The following is an 18,432-nucleotide window of genomic DNA, read 5'->3' on the forward strand; positions in this document are numbered from 1 at the left end:
TTGAAAATGATTTGGATTTTAATCTTGGCTGTCATTGTATGGCTGTTGTTCAAATTTGTAAAAGAGCACAATGAACATATTCAAACTCGTGTGACGAATTATGGGGGCATGGATGAAAAATATAGCGTCCTAATAGAATTTTTACAAGGGGCAGGAATGCATATTACTAAATTAGGAACAAGCAGTATTGAATTAAAAAACAAAGCAGAATCCGCTAATTGTGTTATGTATTATATAGGTACACATTTAGAAATCTTGTTTATTACGAATATGCCGCTGTTAGGATACCAGAAAAAGAAATGGGTATTCCCTGACGGTTATCCACAAGAAAAAATGATTGAGGAAATAGATAATTATGCCAATTGGCAAGTTCAACAAATGATGAAAGTATCCGATAATAGTCAATATATAAATTATGATGAACGGGATTAAGGCGGGACTGGAATTGCAGAAGATTTCAATATCCATGGGAAAGGTATATAAAACTTTATCTACTCTTTCTGGGAAAATACAGGATAATTTAGATGTCTATGATAATAAAGAAGATTTCTATGTCCTTGCATACACTTGTCGAGTTGCAATATTAGACAGAATCCAAGCTAATGATTGGATTCAAATGCAAATCCCGATAAGGATTCCAACAAGTATGTTTACCTCCCGCAAGGAAACTATTGCGACGGGGTTGAATTTAACGATTGGAAAATTGAAAGAGTTGGCTTCATCTAATAGTACTGTAGCATATAACATTGAAGAAATTTTGCAGAAACGCAAGTTATTTTATGATTTTGAAAAAATGTTACCACCTAATATAAAAGATAAATTATAATTCCCCTCCCACTTACTTTTCTATAAACTACACAATCTAACTGCGCATATAGTATAGCTTAAAACGACACTGAGCGAAGATAATCCGGTATGTCCTAAATGTAGAGGAGTGATGCAGAAATTCGATAAATAAGATAGATCTACTCACTTACTTATAGTATATGTTCAAAAGGAAATGAGTGTAATGCACAATGTAAGTGCTATTACATTATAAAAAATAATCAAGATATGGTAGATAATAAGAATATAGCGACAGTAGCTCCAATCTTTGGTATTAATAGACTTCGGCTTGAAATTGATGGCCCTGGGATTACGACATTGGTAGCTTTCATGAAATGTCCGTTGAAATGTAAATATTGCATCAACGAGAAATGCCATGAACCATTATTAGAGCCGGAATCTAATCATTTATCGGGTGAAATTAGGTACCTTTCACCAATAGAGCTCTATGATGAAGTCAAAATCGACAATATCTACTTTCAAGCTACGAATGGAGGTATTACATTCGGGGGCGGTGAACCCGCTCTTTACAGCGATTTCATTACCGAATTTAGAAAAATATGCGGCGATAGCTGGGACCTAAATATAGAAACATCATTAAATGTAGATCTTAAACATATAAAAGCTATCTCTCCCGTAATAAATCATTTCATTATAGACATAAAGGATTTGAATCCAAGCATCTATAAAGAGTATACGGGAGTGAATATAGATCAACTTATTCAAAATCTACATTATCTAAAGGATATAGGTAAGGCCAAAGATATGATAATCCGAGTTCCGCATATACCCGGATTTAATAATCAAGAAAACATTACAGAAAATATCCATCAACTTAATTTAATGGGCTTTGAAAATATAGACGAGTTTGAATACAGGCCAGACTATTATTTATATGCTCAAGAGAGCCATCGACTAAATTGGGCGATAGGAGGGATGATGTGTAACATTTTATCGGCTATCCGAAAAGAAATTGCTTCCACTAATGGTATAGGATATGAACTGAGCAAATGCAATAACGAGAAATATTGTGCAGGAACATGCCCGAAATGTGATTGGGAATTAAAAAATTTACAAGAGCAACTTGACGCAAAATGCCTTAAAGGAGCAAAACTTAATTTTAATCTAATAAATAGTTTTCCAACGAAGGAAATAGCAGTAACTATAAATACGTCCTCCGAATGGCTCTTAGGAGTACTCGAGATCGAAGATGACGAAGAAATTTGAATACTAAAATACGTTTGTGAGTTCTCGAAATTTAGAAAATAATACCCATTTACTTATATACAATAAAAGGTAAGTGAGTAGGCAGGATTGCCCCTGGTTATATTACCCCTCCCCTCAGAGCCGAGTTCTTGTAGAATAGTAACATATATTGCTGTTAAGTAGTTTATTACAGAGATTTGAGTATCAAAAATGAGAAATGAAGAATACCTTATCCATATTTATTGCATTGCTGATATTCGGGCAGATATATGCCCAAAATTCGTATGAGACAAAAGCCTTAGAGCAACAAACTGATAATCTACTGCATATCACAGGCTGTAAAATGAAGCATTACTACGAGCCGATGTGTCAACTTTATACCTATGGTCCTCATCAGTTTTTAAGATGTGATGGCGGCGATTTTATGATTGGATGCCCAGTCTCTTATTTGGTACGACAAGATTCGCTTGGCACCCATAGAAGCTATCATGCGATATATTTTCAATCCCCAGATTCGAAAATAACTATTATCCCAGCTAATTATGCTGCTGTCTTTGATAAGGAAATAGGTTCAGTTTATCAGTTTGAAAGGCAAAGGTGGCAAGATGAGGGATGGGAACTATTAAATACTTCTTTACAAAGGGGTTTTTATTTGATTGAGGCTTCCAAGAACGGAAACAGGCTTTACAAAAAGGTAATTTGCACACAAGATACTGATTGCCTGTCATTGACAGAGGTAATTGTATATTATTTCAATGATAATGTTTTAGATGCACAACGAATTATTAAAACCTACGTATCAAAATTTCCGAATCAGCCTTTCTAACAGATTACACCAATGAGAAAATTACCTATAATAGGTTTACCCCAAGTAGGATTACCCCTCCTCATAGTAAAAGCACAGGTCAAAAGCTTGTGCTTTTTGCTTGATACGGGGAGTAACATCAATGTCCTTGATAAAAGAGTAGCTGAGTTCTTCCAGCTTTCGGGTGGAACAGCCCAACAGCAACAATTCGGGATAGATGGAACACTCCAAACCACAGATGTTGCTAAATTGACTTTCTCTCTGGAAGAACGGGAGTACAAAGCAGATTTCTCGGTGATGGATTTATCCTCGGCTTTTGGAAAAGTGGAGGAAGAATCGGGCATACAGATTCATGGTCTGTTGGGATGTTCTTTTATGGAGCAACAGAAATGGGTGCTTGACTTTGAGAAACTATGTCTATTCACCCCCTAATCCTCTACCCTCTCAACGCCCACTTAAATTTATTATTTATTAAAAAATAAGTGCGCAACTACCCTATTTCAATCACATTTTTAATCTCGGATGAAAAGGCAATTTGTGTTACCTGTTTGGTTACCTATTGAGTTTCACAGAGGCCCCAGCAATAATAAATATCTGATTTACTGATTGATGCCTCTTTAGCTCAGTTGGTAGAGCACGACACTCTTAATGTTGGGGTCCAGGGTTCGAGCCCCTGAGGGGGTACAAAGTAAAAGACTGATAATCAATGATTATCGGTCTTTTTGTTTTTGAGCGTCTGCCCTGTCGTCGGGCATTTTCGGGTGGGAAAGAGGGCGTTTTCGGGGAAATGTTTAACACTTTGTTTAACACTAAATCGGTTGGTTAAACTTGTTTGCGCAACAATGCAAACAAATGAATATCAGCATTAACGCCGTCTTTCGCAAAGACAGACTGAACAGCCAAAACGCCGCGCCCGTTCACCTGCGTTTAACACAAAACCGAAAACTTAAACACATCAGCACGGGTGTAACACTCAATATTAACGAGTGGGATTTTGAAAATCAGCGTGTTAAGGGCCAAACTCCCGAATTGCAGGCGTTACAACTCCGCATCGACACCAAAATCGACGAACTCCGCCGCAAAATCAAACGCTTGGAAGCATTAGAGGTAGAGGTTACTCTCGACAATCTTTTGGAAACCCACGGGCGGAAAATCAACTGCACGGTCGGCGAATATCTGAAACAGACCATCGAACGGCTGGAAACACTCGGTAAATACGGTTCGGCATCCAAACACCGCTCTTTGTTATCCCGTTTGTCGCAATTTAGGTCGCTGAATATCCGATTTGACGAAATAGACCTTGCATATCTTCACGATTTTGAACTGTTCCTGCGTAAAGAGGGCAACACAAACAACAGCATAGCCACCAAATACGCCATCTTTAAGGCCGCCTATAACAAGGCACTCGCCGAGGGTTTATTCGTGCCTAAAACTACCCCATTCACCAAATACAAGGTCGGGAGCCTATGGACACGGACAAGGAAGCGAGCCATCACGAAAGAGGATATACAGAAACTCGTTGCATTGGAGATAGCCCCTAATTATAGGACGGACTATGCCGAGTTTGCACGGGACATATTTCTATTCTCCTACTACACGGCAGGCATCAATTTTACAGATATGGCGACCTTGCGTTACTGCGATATTGTGGACGGCAGGATTTACTACTCCCGCCACAAGACACAGAAACTATTATCCTTTCAGCTCGTCCCGAACGCCATGCGGATTATCGAGAAATACAGCAAGGCCAACCACGCACAAGAAGATTATATCTTCCCTATTCTCGACCGCTCGGAACACAAGACTGCTCAACAGATTTTCAACCGAACGCACAAGGTTCTGCGGAAAGTTAATCGGGAATTAAAGACGCTGGGAGAGCAAATAGGATTGGAAATGCCATTGACTACCTATGTTGCTCGGCATACGTTTGCCACGGTTTTGAAGCGTTCGGGAGTGAATATTGCCATCATTTCCGAATCGCTCGGTCATTCAGACCTATCCACGACACAGATTTACTTGGATTCTTTCGAGAACAGCCAAATCGACGCGGCAATGCAGAACTTGTTGTGAACGAAAAAGGGCACTCCGACGAATATACGGAGTGTCCTTTTTTTCAACGACAGCAGGCTGAAATTAGGCGACCGTCGCGTGTTCGGGAAGACGTTTTATATCTTCCGACAGAAATCTGTCCGCATCTTCGGGCGAGAAGCGTTTCCCGTAAAGTTGCACATCAGCCCCTAATGTACGGGATACACCGTCTTTCAGCACCTTTTTCATCGTGGCACTACCGAGGAACACGATATGTTCCGCTACATATTCAGGCTTCAAGCCCAAAATTTTGCACTCACGGCAATACCTGCGGCTGTCAAGCAGGATATTTACCTGCTCCATGAAATCAGCCCAAAACTTGTTTGCATCCGAGTAAGCCGCATTCATAAATTTGTTGATGCAGGCCAATTTAATTTCGTTATCCTTTTTCAGTTGGACATCGAAAACGGGCCGCGCCTGCGTCATTACCCGCCACATCGGGGGCGTAGTCGAACGGCGGCGGCGCGAGGTCGAATTTGTCTGCGGCTCTTTCTGCTCGGTGGCAGGGGCAGTCAGGATGGTTGCGGCAGGAGCCGTTACTTGGTTGGTTGCAGCGACCTCGGCTGCGGGAATGATAGCATTTGCCATATCTTTTAAGTACTCCCTTACGGGAGGGGCTAAAATTATTCTGCATCCCTTGCCCAAGCGTTTGCAGGTCGTCGGGTTTATCCCTTTCGACACTACAAAGATTTGACTTTTCGCACCCCAAACACGGGGAGTGAAATAAAGGGCGTTTTTACTCTCCCTTTGCAAATTACAGATAAACAGCGGAATAAGTTGCAGGCATGCGCCCTTTGCAGGACTTAATTATTCCTTTTAACGAATCGTCGCTATACAAAAAGCTGTCATTGCGGGTAAATTCATAGAGGTAACAGATACGCGAAATCAGCAACAGCCGATTCAACGAAACACTCTTGTCGGGTTGCTTTGGGCGGTTGTCCCCCAATAAAGCGTTCAGCATATCCCGATACATCTCCACAGTCCGATAAATCCGAAACGACGTACTCGGATAGGTTTCGTCGAAATTGCCCGTGTCAATCCCGTAATAGTGAATCTTCCTGCCTTTGCATTCCCGTTCATAGGTTTCCCGCAGCCAGTCCAAAATCCCACGCTTTATAACGGGCAGAACCTCGACTTTCTTTCTGTTCTTTTTAAGGGTTATTTCAATATCATCGTCCGTGAAATCCTCGCCCAACTCTTTGAACAGATTTTGCACCGCCTTATCCAAAGACGCGGGTTTCACAAGGCTGTAGTTTTTAAACGAGGTTTCGACATAATCGTAAATAAAGACCAGCGCAAACCAGAATTTCTCGACATCCAGCCCCAATCCCATAACCGTAGCGATTATATCGTCGTTAGCAAGATAATCCGACTTGGCAAAGGGCATCTTAATCTTACCCGTACAGTAGCGATATTCAAACTGCGGCGTGCGGATTCCATACGTCTGTTCATCGCATCCGCAGGCAATATCGACATACTCGCGCAACTCTCGGCGCATCGGGTCGAAATCCCAATGCACAATCTTATCGTTTTCATCCATCAGTAAGGATTCATACATACTCTTACGAATGGCATCGGCCTCTTTTTCATTCATAAAATAGCGTTTTACACCCAAATTTACGGCTTTTTACGTGTACATCGCACTTATTTACCGTGCAAAAACCGCTATTAGCACTTAAAACACGTGTTCGAAAGGAATTTCAGAACAGCCGCACCATGTACCGAACCGCTAACAGTACTGAATTACATGACACGAAAGGCGTTTTAGAACAACGGACTATGTAAAACACCCGCTAATACTGCTTTTTGCACATTAATTTCCCCGTTGAACACACTCCGCCACCCCGTAAACAGCCCTATAATGCCATTTAAGACATAGATAAAAATGTTCGGATTAATTGCTGTCCGACCTTTGTTCCCAATAAAAAAGGTGCTATCTTTATAATACGAAAAAGGAGTAATCCTAATGTCGAGTCCGTCCATAATCGGGAGGTGTTTTTCAGCACCTCTTTTTCTTGTTTCCGAGTGTAATATTTTTTGATTCCGAAATGGACTTTCTCTTTAATAATAACATTACAAGATTAAAAATAATTACAGATTTTATTTCATGAAAAACAAATTACTTATGCGAAACTGAACCATCGACGCACCCAAAGGTGCAAAATTTCTTCGGGACTTTATGACCGAAATTCCCGTGAATTGTCTATTTAACAAGAAAAAGACGGGGTGCGGGGCTACCGAACTGGCTATCCGCAATTCCATTCCCACCCTTATCGCTATGCCTTACGTGGCATTGGTGAAGAACAAGACCGTCTGCCGCACCGACGATATAGAGGTGTTGGGTGTTTACGAAGACATTACCGAGTGGGACATCACGCAATTCGCCCGTACCCATTCCCCCTTAAAGATAGCCACGACTTACGATTCCCTGCCGCGTGTCGTTTCCGCTTTACAGAGCATCGGCATAGACCCTTACAAAGAGCTGTTCCTGCTGGTGGACGAGTGGCACGTGCTGTTCAACTCCTATTCGTTCCGACACCGAGCCATCCGAGAACTGCTTGCGACGGCGGCACGCTTCGACCGTGCGACCTACATGACGGCAACGCCCATAGAACGGGAATACATGTTGGAGGAACTGCGACACCTGCCGACCTGCGAAATCGACTGACCCGACCTTACGGAGGTCAAGGTACGTTCGCGGCAGACCAACAAACCCGATAAATATATCGTCTCGGAGTGCGCCAAAGTCCTGCGCGACGAATTGCCCTATAACCTGCATATCTTCGTCAACAGCGTGGAATTTATCGCAAAGGTCATCGACACGCTCAAACTCGCTCCCGAAGCCGTTAAGGTAGTCTGTTCCACGAGCGGGGAAAGTCGGCAGGAGAACCAGCGCAAATTAGGCAATGCCTATCCCATCGGCCAGCCCTCCGACCCTGCGAAGAAGATAAACTTCTACACCTCGACCTGCTTCGAGGGGTGCGACATCTTCGACCCCGACGGCGTTACATTCATCGTCAGCGACGGACGAAAGGCGCACACGCTGTTGGATATTTCAACGCTCTTTACGCAGATATGCGGACGCATCCGAGATTCCCGTTACAAGGCGCAAATCGTGCACGTCTATTCCACGACCAAATACAGCAAGGCCGTAACGCTCGACGAATTTGTTGCGGCTACCCAGCGGACGCTTGCCCAAGCCGAAAAGTTTGCATCCGACATCAACGCAGTAGACGAACCGAGCCGAGAGAAACTATTGAAGAAAATCCCCTACATCAACGAACAATATGTGCGGATAGTCGATAACCGCCTTGTCGTGGAAAAGAACCTCGCCAACATGGACATCGTGAACTTTAAGATAAGCCGACATATTTATGCGACCTATGTAAACCTTACCGACGAACTGCAACGAAACGGCTACAAAGTAACGGTGCAGACATACAGCAAGGTCGTGGAACACCTTGCGGCCAACCCGACAGCGCGGACTACTTTTCGGGAGTTGTTCGACGAATACTGCCGACTGAAAACAATGACCGAGCAATTTTTCGTGGTAGAAAGCCCTGCCGAATTATGCGCCGTGATAGAACAACGGCATCCGCTGGTGAAGCAGGCTTACGACCAGTTGGGAACGGCTAAAGTGCAGGCGTTGAAATACCATGTCGGCAACATCCGCCGAGAGTTGGTAAAGGGGCTTTCAATCGGCGACGACTATAAAATCGTGAAGATGATAAACGACGCATTTCAGAAGCAGACGCCGATTGCCAAAAACAAGGCGAAAGAACGCTTGCAGGAGATTTACGACACGTTAGGACTGACACGAAAAGCCAAAGCGACAGACCTCGCACAATGATACGAGATAAAGGACGCACCGACACGAATAGAGGGTAAACCGACCGCGTGTGTGACAATTATCAGGGACAAGTTCGTGAGAAGATAGAGGGCGATTACGACCTTATATAAAGAAAAACACCACACATAAGACATTACAACTGTAAACCAATTCAATCAATAATTTCTTATATTTGTACAAAACGTACAATGATGAATAGCATAATATTTATGTGGATAACAATAATAGTTAATATTTTAGGATGGTTTATATTACATATACTATCTAAACGTCGAGATTTATCCAACAAGAAAAAAGAAATTACCATCCAATATCTAATAACAGCATGGCAATTATTAGAAAATGCATCTAACCGCAACGATGGCACTCGGAATGCTGATGTTGAAAAAGCTATTGCGAACATTCAACTATTCGGAACCCCAACACAAATACAATTAGCTCAAAAATTATCTGATGAAATTGGGGATACTCAGCAAGGAGATACTAAACCTCTTCTTATTGAATTAAGAAAAGAGTTGAGAAAAGAGTTAGAGTTAGAAGTTGTTGGAGATAAATTAAGACATTTACGTTTTAATAAAAAAGCCTTATAGTTAGGGCTTTTTTATTTTATCCATGCAGACAATCCCTATTTTTCACCCCTCCCCCTTTTCAGATGGAAAACCGAATTTTTATCCATCCCATTTAATAGGATTCCACATAAAACAGACCACCCCTATCTGCGTCCGAAACCATATAACCACATAGAATTATTTGCATTATATAGAATCGGAAAGCTATTCTTACATGGAGATATGCCGCCCTTTTTAGTTGGTTATGAATGGAGTTATCTTTTTACAAGTAATGGGGAATAACTCTAAACTTTACAGACCATGAAAACATTAAATGAAAGGGCGACAGAAATTCTGCAAGCCTTGTTAGCCGTGCGGTCTTACAGAATCGACCACGGAAACGGAGTTTACACACGCTTACGTGCCGCAATGATTGGGCGCAATGGAAAGTACAACCTTATTTCGCTGGTAGAATACTACGAAGCTAAAGGTAAACTTGCGCAGAGTACAGAAATGAATTTTGCATTTGACACAAGTACAAAGCAGTTTATCCCGTACTATTACTGCAACAAAACTCTCCGCATTGAATCGCATAGTGCGTACCCGACAGAAAACGGAATGGAGAATTGCACCGAGGAACGACAGGCTGACCACACAAATTTTGCAAACCGATGGCTAATACGCATGAACTCGCAACAACCGATGATATGAATGCGCAACGAGTAGTACAGAATTGTGTTTTGAAGAATCAAAGCACGGTTATCGAGGAAATGATACGGGCAAACCTTATTTCCGAAGAATATCTTTATCCGTTCGTAGATGATGTCATGGAATGGTGGCTGATTGATTCTTGGCTGGCCGAACGACTGAAAGCGCAAGGCGAGGTTATCATCGAGGAATACGGTTGCTACTGGTGGGGCAGGCAATCCAGCGGTCAGGCTATTTACATGGACGGCGTAATACAAGAAATCTGCGGGGAAGATTAACCCAACTTACAACTAACAAAGTTTCGATTCCATACTCCCTGCTATTGGATAGAAACTTTGTTTTCAAGAACTTTGCAACAAAATTTAACGGCAACACCCCAACGGAGAGCATTGTAATTCAAAAACATTTTCTAACTTTGCATTGTCACCGAATAGGTGGCAGACATATTGATTAGTGAAAGTGTTTCGCTATATTCCTCGTCAGAAATCTGGAAAATTTCACGTAAACAGGAATAAGCATTACAAACGCTCTTCACCTTGTGTAGATTATATCCTTTCGATATATCTGCCCAAGTGTGGGGTGTTGCTTATTTGTTTACGGGCATTCCAGAGCCTCTGACGAAATAGGTGAACAACTCCACACTTTCTTTTTGCATATAACCCACCGCAGCAGGAGTTGATACGGTAAGATTTGAAACACTTGTTTAACTTAAATAAATCTTACTATGAAAAAATTATTTTTATTTGTGCTTACTGCAATGATGATTTGCGGATGCTCCAAGAACGGAAACGAAAACCCTGCACCTCCTGAAGAGGATATATTTTCCGTCGATATAACATCGCTGGAATTTAGCGGGCGGGGAGGCACACGATACATTTCCTTTGAAAGCACCCAAGATTGGACACTTTCGGGTGGTGCTTCTTGGTGTGAACCGTCGCAGAAAAGCGGAAGCGGAACAGACCGCTATTTTTCTGTCGATTTTTCTGCAACAAGCAATACGACAACTGATAACCGCTCAACTGCATTCACGCTCAAAAGCGGAGAACAATCGGTAGAAATACAAATAACACAGGGATTTGTTCCGACCGTCATTGTGTCCGAAGCGGGAACATTACAACAAATCTTAACGGAACAAAATCTATTGGAAACGACGGAATTGAAAATTAACGGCAAGCCCGATGAAACGGATTTCAAATTTCTCAAATCCGTGCTGACATTGAACTATTTGGATATTTCGGACGTAAATTTGGAAGAGTTGCCTGAAAGAGCCTTTGCAAATTCCCTTATTTCCCATGTTATATTACCGCGTTCTTTGAAAGTAATCGGCAATGAAATGTTCTATATGGCAGAAACGAGAACCGTACAAATGTTTGACGAAGTAGTTACCATAGGCGACAAGGCATTTTCTATGAGCGAAATTCATTCGGATTTTCATTTTTCATCCAAATTACAAACTATCGGTAAAGAGGCGTTTTATCATTGTTCGGGCTTATATTCTCTAAAATTTCCTGCATCACTTGAAACTATTGGGGAAAGTGCATTTGCGAATTTGACATATTCCGTCACGAGTTACCCATCTCTTGATTACATATTTTTTGAAAAAGGGTCGAAATTGAAAACAATCGGAGCTGGAGCATTTAAAGACGCAATAGATCACGATGGAATTATTTATATGCAACATTGTACCGAAATAACAGATATGGCGTCAGACGCCTTTAGGCGTGACATAGCTTCCAAGTTCTATTTAGGAGTAAAAACACCCCCTGCATCGCTTCTCCCATTTGATAGAGGAAGGCTTGATGATGGAGGACGCTATACAAACGGATGGACTGTCGAGATCTATGTTCCAGAAATGTACGTTGACGCATATGGTAAGATATGGGGCAGTCGTGATGGGATAACTGGTAGATACATGTCGTTAGAAGATAATATGCCCGAAGACAAATGATACTGCTATGAAGCAAAATAGGATAAATAAAGCCCAATGGCGAGAATTGATTGCAAATTACATTTCTTACTGCAACAATAGAGGAAATTTAGGATTGTTGGTCAAGACGGATAATCTACGGCATATTTCAAATGTAATTTGGGATGAGTGGAGCCGCATTATATCAACAAATTGCAATCGCCTTTCCCAATCGGCCGATTTTAACGAATTGTACGAACGCATAGAGGATTTGAAAATTCGGGGAATAGGAGCACAATCCATGATTGAAACAGCCCGACAAGTCGCTTATAAATACGATATTCCATTGGATGATTCCTGCTGGAGAGTGGTAGTGCGAAAATCCCCTATTATCAAATTACTTGGTGTTCCTGCAAGAGATATTAAAAGTTACTTTGCCCGATTATCTTCCGATTTTGGACAATTAACCTCACAGCAGAAAATAGATTTTATTATTGCCTACCAAAATAAAATTAGGCGTCTGCTAAAGAAATAAGATACACCACCTATCGAGTGACAGACTTTGTGAAAAGGTTAATCTATAAGACCCTTTTGCAGAGTTTGTCACTCTCTTATTTTGTTTATTCCACTAATAATCTTATCTTTATAAAGATAAATAACGATTAAATTTTAGCTAAAATGAACAGATACAAACAACCTAAAACAGAATGAATGACCAAAACATGAGAGGATAAACAAGCTATTTGCAAGTTGGTCGAATGGAGCAAGGCAGAGGGAATAGGCTTAATTGTCATAAAGCCTCAAAATGAGATTTATCCCGAAATGTTTTACTTTGTTTTCTCGCCCGAAACAGCGGACATAAATAAACCCGTTGAAATCGCACTTGTAAAGAATAAACAATGAATAATCGGGTGAAAAAGCGACCTTGAAGAGATAAACGATATAATAGGAATAATAATCGCCAACGAGATGAAGATGGAGGGCATGAGCGAAACGGTAAATTTATTCAACTGCCTTGTCAGAGCGAACACTATATTATTCCATTACACCACACCCGACGGACGGGACGAGATGGTGAAATTCCCGTTAGCTGGATTCTGCGAAAACTATCTGATGCAGTTTGCAAAGTAGCGGCAGGAACCGTACGGTAGTATGGAACAGGCGCACGTATTAGAGGCAACGAATATTACTCCACAAAAAATGGAGTTATATATACTATATATCTTAAAAGGTTAAGGGCAGGCCGAAAAAATGCGGTTTTCCTTTGACTACAATAATACTAATTCACTTATATATATTAATTGCAAGCAGGTTTATCCGCATTTATTGTTTAACACTTTGTTTAACACTTACCTTATAGCTACCTTTGCACTCGCAATCGGATAACGATTGATGCCTCTTTAGCTCAGTTGGTTACGCCGAAACGCGGAGCGTTTTGGTGGCTTGGAGAGCACGACACTCTTAATGTTGGGGTCCAGGGTTCGAGCCCCTGAGGGGGTACAAAAAGCGAGAATCAAAAGATTCTCGCTTTTTTCGTTTGTCTGCCCCCCTTACATGCGCCGGGAAGACGATGCGGGGAGGGTATCCGCCGTCTTCATCCGGTTTCTGCGCCCTCCCCGGGCCGGAAGGGCACATCTATCGCAACAACTGGAACTTGATCCCCACCGAGAAATAGACGATCTCGGACAAGTCGAGCGACTTGTTCCCGCATTTGGCGACGATGTCGAGGTCGTTGGCGCTCAATTCGTAATAAAGCGTGATATGACGCAGCAAACTGTCGTTTTTCAGGTAATACGTGAAACGCTGCCCAACGTAGAGATGCGTCCGCAGGCGCGAGGTGAAGCCGTAGTAGCTGTCGCCGGGGTATTTGTCGGATTCGCGCACCCAATAATCCTCGCCCGTAATCAGGTTGAGATAAACTCCGGTCGTGAAGGGCTCGATGGCGAACCGCTCGCAGCACCGGATGCTCCACGGAATGTAATTCTGCCGGAGCGTGAAGGTCGTATGCGTCCGGTCGGAATAGGCCCCGGGCAGAAAACCGACCAGCACGTCGGTCTCCCAGCGGCATTTCTTTCCGTAGTCCCAACCGCAGCCGAACGACATGAATCCCATGCCTCCTGCGTACTGCGCCTTGACATGCGTGGGAATCCCCCGCTCCCACCCTTCGTAACCCCGATGCTCCCGGAAGTCGAGGCGTCGGTTCTGTCCGAGCCGGATGTTGGCGAGCGGAACGAACGACGGGTCCTGAGCCGTCGCAGGCGACAACCACAGACAACCGGCCAATATGACGATCAGCCGCTTAAAATTCCACCCGTTCATAGCTGTATCCCTCCCCGGTAATGGTAAAGAGCAGATAGGTCTCTTTGCCGATGTTGTCGCATTCGTAGTAGATCACGCCGTCGCCGAACAGATCCTCGGCGGCGAAATGGTGCCCGTGGCCGTTCAGGCAGAATTGCAGCTGCGGGAACCGCCGGATCGTCTGTTGGAAGATTTTGGCCACGTTGTTGTCGAACTGTTCGGAATAGGGCTTGGCGTGCATGACCACGACGGTCTTTTCGGCCCCGGCGGGGAAGCCGTCGATCTGGCGTTCGAGAAAGTCGAAGTTCGGGACGGGCGTGTCGTGGTCGAACTCCAACGCATTGGTGTTCAGGCAGACGAAGCGCACGTCGCCGGCCGTGAAGGCAAAATCGACCTCGCCGAAAATCTTAGTGAAAATCCGCTCGCCGGTGGCCAGACAGTCGTGGTTGCCCAGCAGGACGACGTAAGGAACATTCAGACGATTGAGGATGTCGCGCTGCCGCTCGAACTCGTCGCGCATGCCGAAATCGGCCAGATCGCCCGTGTGGATCACGAAGTCGATGTCGTCGCGGGCGTTGATGGCTTTCACGGCATCTTCGGTCTCGTCGTACCACCGCTGCGTGTCGCTGATCTGCGCGAAACGGATCGTCCGCCGGCCCTCGCACGCCGCCTCGATGCGGGCGATGTTGCGGGCGTTGACACCCGTCGGACCGTCGATGCGGGTGTCGTAGGGGTGGTATTCGACCTGGCAGGCGGTCAGGAACACAACGGCCAAAAGCGAAAAGAGTTCGGTTTTCATAACGGCTGTTTTACGGACTGCAACCGGAAATTGCTCGGCGAACACCCGACATGTGCCTTGAAGAAGACCCCGAAGAACGACTGATTCGGAAAGTTCAGGTCATAGGCGATCTGCTGAATGCTCCGGTCGCTGTTTTTCAGCAGAAACAAGGCGTCGTTGATCACGAAATGGTCGATCCACTCCCCGGCACTGCGACCGCTCACCTCACGCACCAATGTCGTCAGGTATTTGGGCGTCAGGTTGAGCTGTTCGGCATAGAATCCGAGCCGCCGCTGCTCCCTGTAATGCTTCGCAAGCAGCTGGATGAAGCGCACGAAATAGGAGTTGCGCCGGTCTTTCACCGATCGTTTCACCTCCTGACGCGGCAATACGGGATCGGAAAGCACGTCGCCCAATGAATAGAGAAACGAGGCGACGGCATTGCGGACCGCCATAGCGCAGAATTCCGAATCGCTTCCCCGGTCGGTCAGATGCCGGATATTGTGCAGCTGCACGAAACAAAGGTCGATCTGCTCCGGAGTCAGCCGGATAACCGGGTATTCAGCGAACCGCATCATAAGTTCCGAGACATGTTTCATCGCCATGACACCCCGAAACGCAGGGGCGGAGTCGAGGATGAGACACCGGGCGGAGAACTCACGCCGGCTTCGGATGACGATCCGGGTTTTCGGAAGGATGAAGATCATCCGGTTCCGTTCCAGGCGGAATTCCGTTCCGTTGACGGCGAAATCGACCCGGCCTTTCGTACAGAATACGAAACCGCCGATCTCCGTGCGAATCAAAGATCCGGGCTTCAACCGCTCGTCGGACGCAGCGTCCAGATGTCCGATCACGCATCCGTTGCGACGCATATTGGCTGATGCCATGAAATGACGGGCGGCATCGTCGAAGGTCAAGACCGAAATCGGTGAAAAAGTGTTGGTTGCGTTCATTACTATACGTTTTTTGGATATTTATTCTGCGGGCGTGATGTCGGCCAGTTCGTCGGTGATGGCCTGCTGGCGACGCTTGTTGTAGGTCAGCGACAGGTCGTCCAACAGCTCCGCAGCGTTGTCCGAGGCGGTCTGCATGGCAACGGTGCGGGCCGCCTGCTCGGCCGTAATGCTGTCGAGCAACACCGCATGGAGGCGCGCGCGAAGCGTCTGAGGCAGCAGCGCCGCGAGGAGCGTCTCCACCCCGGGCTCGCAGATGTACTCCGGCACGCGGCCGGGCCGTTCTTCGCCTGCGGGCAGCGGCAAAAACATCTCCTGCACGGGCGTCTGACGCCCCATCGAGCGGAAATGGTTGTAGACCAATACCACCCGGTCCGCCTCTCCGGCCGCATACTCCGCCATCAGGGCATCGGCCAGCGCCGCAGCACCCTCGCAGGCCGGATTCGACACGAGCGTGCGGAAGCGGCCGTCCGTATCGTAGTCCGCTTCGGCGGCCGCCTGCGCAATCTTCTCGCCGACGGGAATCACCGTCACGCGGTCGAAGCCCTCGGCACGGAGCCGTTCGACCTGCTGCGCCAGCGCCTTGACGGCATTGGCGTTGAACGACCCGCACAGCGAACCGTCGGACGAAAAAGCCACGACGACGGCCCGTCCGTGCTTGTCGTGCGGCAGGAGCAGCGGCGACGCAGCCTTCGCGCCGGATGCCGCCGTCAATGCCGCCGCGATCTGCGACAGGCCCCGTTCGTATTCGGCCGCCGCCTGCGCCTGACCCTGCACGCGGTGCAGCTTGGCCGAGGCGACCATCTTCATCGCCGAGGTGATCTTCAGCGTACTTCGCACCGAAGCGATGCGCGCCTTTATCTCTTTGAGTGCGGCCATACTCCTATGCTTTCAGATGGGACGACACCCGTTCGGCCGCGGCTTCGATGGCGGCGGCGGTAGCCTCGTCGATCACCCCCTCGCGCAGGGTCGGGAATACCTCCGACGTTTCCAGCTCACGGAGCAGCTCCCGTTCGAAATCGGCGACCCGCTCGACGGGAATCTCCCGCATCAGTCCGTGCGTGCCGCAGTAGAGGACGGCGATCTGCCGCTCGACGGGCATCGGGCTGTACTGCGGCTGCACCAAAAGACGTGTGTTCTTGCGCCCCTTGTCCAGCACGGCGGCCGTCACGGCGTCCATGTCGCTGCTGAACTTGGAGAAGGATTCCAGCTCGCGGTACTGCGCCTGGTCGATCTTCAGCGTACCGGCCACCCGCTTCATCGCCTTGATCTGGGCGTTGCCGCCGACGCGCGAGACGGAGATGCCAACGTCGATGGCCGGGCGGTTGCCCTGATTGAAAAGGTCGGCATCGAGGAAAATCTGACCGTCCGTGATGGAGATGACGTTGGTCGGAATATAGGCCGACACGTCGCCCGCCTGCGTCTCGATGACGGGCAGCGCCGTGAGCGACCCGCCGCCGCGCACCTTGCCCCAGAGCGATTCGGGCAGGTCGTTCATCCGTTCGGCGACCTCCTGCTGGTCGATGATCTTGGCGGCACGCTCCAAAAGACGCGAGTGGAGGTAGAAAATGTCGCCCGGGTAGGCTTCGCGGCCCGACGGACGGCGCAGCACGAGCGACACCTCGCGGTAGGCCACGGCCTGCTTCGAAAGGTCGTCGTAGACCACGAGCGCATGGCGCCCCGTGTCGCGGAAATACTCGCCGATGGCCGTCCCCGCGAAGGGTGCGAAATACTGCATGGCGGCCGAATCGGCGGCCGTGGCGGCCACGACGACCGTGTAGTCCATCGCCCCGTGGCGGCGCAGCGTCTCGACGAGCGCGGCGACGGTCGATGCTTTCTGGCCGACAGCTACATAGATGCAATAAATCGGGTCGCCCGCCTCGAAGCAACGGCGCTGGTTGATGATCGTGTCGATGGCGATCGCCGTCTTGCCGGTCTGACGGTCGCCGATAATCAGCTCGCGCTGTCCGCGGCCGATGGGAATCATCGCATCGACGGCCTTCAGGCCCGTCTGCAAGGGCTGGTTCACCGGCTGGCGGAAGATGACGCCCGGAGCCTTGCGCTCCAACGGCATCTCCGTGAGGTCGCCGCCGATCGGGCCCTTGCCGTCGAGCGGCTCGCCCAACGGGTCGATGACACGGCCGAGCATCGCCTCGCTCACGCGGATCGAGGCCGTGCGGCCCGTGCGGCGCACGAGATCGCCCTCCTCGATGCGGTCGGTGGGCCCGAGCAGCACGGCGCCCACGTTGTCCTCTTCGAGATTCATCACCACGGCCCGCATGCCGTTGTCGAACTCCAGCAGTTCGTTCGCTTCGGCGTTCCGCAATCCGAAGATGCGCACCACGCCGTCGCTGACCTGCAACACCGTGCCCACCTCGGCGAACTGCGCCGTGAGGTCAATGCGCTGCAATTCGGAAAGGAGTATATCCGAGACTTCCGATGGTTTTATCTGTTCTGTGTCCATGAT

General features: G+C 47.0%; 21 protein-coding genes and 2 tRNA genes. 15 read left to right on the forward strand and 8 right to left on the reverse strand.

Annotated features, from left to right (window positions below; translation table 11 throughout):
- Window positions 1-6 precede the first annotated feature (6 nt).
- The 7 genes from NQ519_RS01095 to NQ519_RS01125 all read left to right on the forward strand — a co-directional run bounded on the left by NQ519_RS01095 (window position 7) and on the right by NQ519_RS01125 (window position 4,906).
- A complete protein-coding gene (locus NQ519_RS01095; RefSeq protein ID WP_019149912.1) occupies window positions 7-432 on the forward strand; it encodes a hypothetical protein in 426 nt (141 codons plus the stop codon).
- Window positions 416-826: a hypothetical protein gene (locus NQ519_RS01100; protein WP_044118590.1), complete on the forward strand. Its 411-nt coding sequence runs from the start codon at window positions 416-418 to the stop codon at window positions 824-826. The genes NQ519_RS01095 and NQ519_RS01100 overlap by 17 nt, the downstream gene beginning before the upstream one ends.
- Before the next feature lie 227 nt (window positions 827-1,053).
- On the forward strand, window positions 1,054-2,052 hold the full coding sequence (locus tag NQ519_RS01105) for a radical SAM protein (RefSeq protein ID WP_019149910.1): 999 nt from the start codon (window positions 1,054-1,056) through the stop codon (window positions 2,050-2,052).
- A gap of 196 nt (window positions 2,053-2,248) precedes the next feature.
- Window positions 2,249-2,857, forward strand: a complete 609-nt coding sequence (locus NQ519_RS01110; RefSeq protein ID WP_019149909.1) for a hypothetical protein — start codon at window positions 2,249-2,251, stop codon at window positions 2,855-2,857.
- A gap of 12 nt (window positions 2,858-2,869) precedes the next feature.
- A complete protein-coding gene (locus NQ519_RS01115; protein WP_019149908.1) occupies window positions 2,870-3,268 on the forward strand; it encodes an aspartyl protease family protein in 399 nt (132 codons plus the stop codon).
- A gap of 179 nt (window positions 3,269-3,447) precedes the next feature.
- Window positions 3,448-3,520 (forward strand) — tRNA-Lys (locus NQ519_RS01120).
- 168 nt (window positions 3,521-3,688) lie between these two features.
- Window positions 3,689-4,906 carry a site-specific integrase gene (locus NQ519_RS01125; RefSeq protein ID WP_026076356.1) on the forward strand — a complete coding sequence of 406 codons (1,218 nt, stop codon included), beginning with the start codon at window positions 3,689-3,691 and terminating at the stop codon, window positions 4,904-4,906.
- Window positions 4,907-4,969: 63 nt separating this feature from the next.
- Here NQ519_RS01125 and NQ519_RS01130 read toward each other — a convergent pair whose 3' ends face one another.
- From NQ519_RS01130 to NQ519_RS01140, 3 genes are all read right to left on the reverse strand, one after another.
- Window positions 4,970-5,512, reverse strand: a complete 543-nt coding sequence (locus tag NQ519_RS01130) for a hypothetical protein (protein WP_019149906.1) — start codon at window positions 5,510-5,512, stop codon at window positions 4,970-4,972.
- A 166-nt stretch (window positions 5,513-5,678) separates the two neighbouring features.
- Window positions 5,679-6,518 (reverse strand): hypothetical protein, encoded by an 840-nt coding sequence (locus NQ519_RS01135; RefSeq protein ID WP_019149905.1) that lies wholly within the window; start codon window positions 6,516-6,518, stop codon window positions 5,679-5,681.
- A 170-nt stretch (window positions 6,519-6,688) separates the two neighbouring features.
- Window positions 6,689-6,907, reverse strand: coding sequence for a hypothetical protein (locus tag NQ519_RS01140; RefSeq protein WP_161603968.1), 219 nt, complete (start codon window positions 6,905-6,907; stop codon window positions 6,689-6,691).
- A 196-nt stretch (window positions 6,908-7,103) separates the two neighbouring features.
- Here NQ519_RS01140 and NQ519_RS01145 point away from each other — a divergent pair, with 196 nt between their 5' ends.
- The 8 genes from NQ519_RS01145 (at window position 7,104) to NQ519_RS01175 (ending at window position 13,436) form a co-directional block, all read left to right on the forward strand.
- On the forward strand, window positions 7,104-7,592 hold the full coding sequence (locus tag NQ519_RS01145; protein WP_019149904.1) for a hypothetical protein: 489 nt from the start codon (window positions 7,104-7,106) through the stop codon (window positions 7,590-7,592).
- A gap of 126 nt (window positions 7,593-7,718) precedes the next feature.
- Window positions 7,719-8,774, forward strand: coding sequence for a hypothetical protein (locus NQ519_RS01150; RefSeq protein ID WP_227901054.1), 1,056 nt, complete (start codon window positions 7,719-7,721; stop codon window positions 8,772-8,774).
- A 191-nt stretch (window positions 8,775-8,965) separates the two neighbouring features.
- Window positions 8,966-9,364, forward strand: a complete 399-nt coding sequence (locus tag NQ519_RS01155) for a hypothetical protein (protein WP_147513145.1) — start codon at window positions 8,966-8,968, stop codon at window positions 9,362-9,364.
- 279 nt (window positions 9,365-9,643) lie between these two features.
- On the forward strand, window positions 9,644-10,033 hold the full coding sequence (locus NQ519_RS16215) for a DUF6908 domain-containing protein (RefSeq protein WP_019149902.1): 390 nt from the start codon (window positions 9,644-9,646) through the stop codon (window positions 10,031-10,033).
- Window positions 10,030-10,308 carry a hypothetical protein gene (locus NQ519_RS01160; RefSeq protein WP_026076355.1) on the forward strand — a complete coding sequence of 93 codons (279 nt, stop codon included), beginning with the start codon at window positions 10,030-10,032 and terminating at the stop codon, window positions 10,306-10,308. Before NQ519_RS16215 ends, NQ519_RS01160 begins: the two co-directional genes overlap by 4 nt.
- Before the next feature lie 446 nt (window positions 10,309-10,754).
- On the forward strand, window positions 10,755-11,978 hold the full coding sequence (locus tag NQ519_RS01165; RefSeq protein WP_083870937.1) for a leucine-rich repeat protein: 1,224 nt from the start codon (window positions 10,755-10,757) through the stop codon (window positions 11,976-11,978).
- Between the two features lie 7 nt (window positions 11,979-11,985).
- On the forward strand, window positions 11,986-12,471 hold the full coding sequence (locus NQ519_RS01170; protein ID WP_147513144.1) for a hypothetical protein: 486 nt from the start codon (window positions 11,986-11,988) through the stop codon (window positions 12,469-12,471).
- A gap of 859 nt (window positions 12,472-13,330) precedes the next feature.
- A tRNA-Lys gene (locus NQ519_RS01175) sits at window positions 13,331-13,436 on the forward strand.
- A gap of 135 nt (window positions 13,437-13,571) precedes the next feature.
- Here NQ519_RS01175 and NQ519_RS01180 read toward each other — a convergent pair.
- Genes NQ519_RS01180 through atpA form a run of 5 tightly spaced genes read right to left on the reverse strand, consistent with a single transcriptional unit; the run spans window position 13,572 to window position 18,429 of the window.
- Window positions 13,572-14,255 (reverse strand): hypothetical protein, encoded by a 684-nt coding sequence (locus NQ519_RS01180; RefSeq protein WP_019149897.1) that lies wholly within the window; start codon window positions 14,253-14,255, stop codon window positions 13,572-13,574.
- Window positions 14,236-15,033 (reverse strand): metallophosphoesterase family protein, encoded by a 798-nt coding sequence (locus tag NQ519_RS01185; protein ID WP_019149896.1) that lies wholly within the window; start codon window positions 15,031-15,033, stop codon window positions 14,236-14,238. Before NQ519_RS01185 ends, NQ519_RS01180 begins: the two co-directional genes overlap by 20 nt.
- A complete protein-coding gene (locus tag NQ519_RS01190; RefSeq protein ID WP_083870935.1) occupies window positions 15,030-15,965 on the reverse strand; it encodes an AraC family transcriptional regulator in 936 nt (311 codons plus the stop codon). The genes NQ519_RS01185 and NQ519_RS01190 overlap by 4 nt, the downstream gene beginning before the upstream one ends.
- Before the next feature lie 21 nt (window positions 15,966-15,986).
- On the reverse strand, window positions 15,987-16,844 hold the full coding sequence (atpG, locus tag NQ519_RS01195) for an ATP synthase F1 subunit gamma (protein WP_019149894.1): 858 nt from the start codon (window positions 16,842-16,844) through the stop codon (window positions 15,987-15,989).
- A 4-nt stretch (window positions 16,845-16,848) separates the two neighbouring features.
- On the reverse strand, window positions 16,849-18,429 hold the full coding sequence (gene atpA, locus NQ519_RS01200; protein WP_019149893.1) for a F0F1 ATP synthase subunit alpha: 1,581 nt from the start codon (window positions 18,427-18,429) through the stop codon (window positions 16,849-16,851).
- Between the last annotated feature and the right edge of the window lie 3 nt (window positions 18,430-18,432).

Origin of the sequence: Alistipes senegalensis JC50, from assembly GCF_025145645.1 — a bacterium.
GTDB classification, from domain to species: Bacteria; Bacteroidota; Bacteroidia; order Bacteroidales; family Rikenellaceae; genus Alistipes; species Alistipes senegalensis.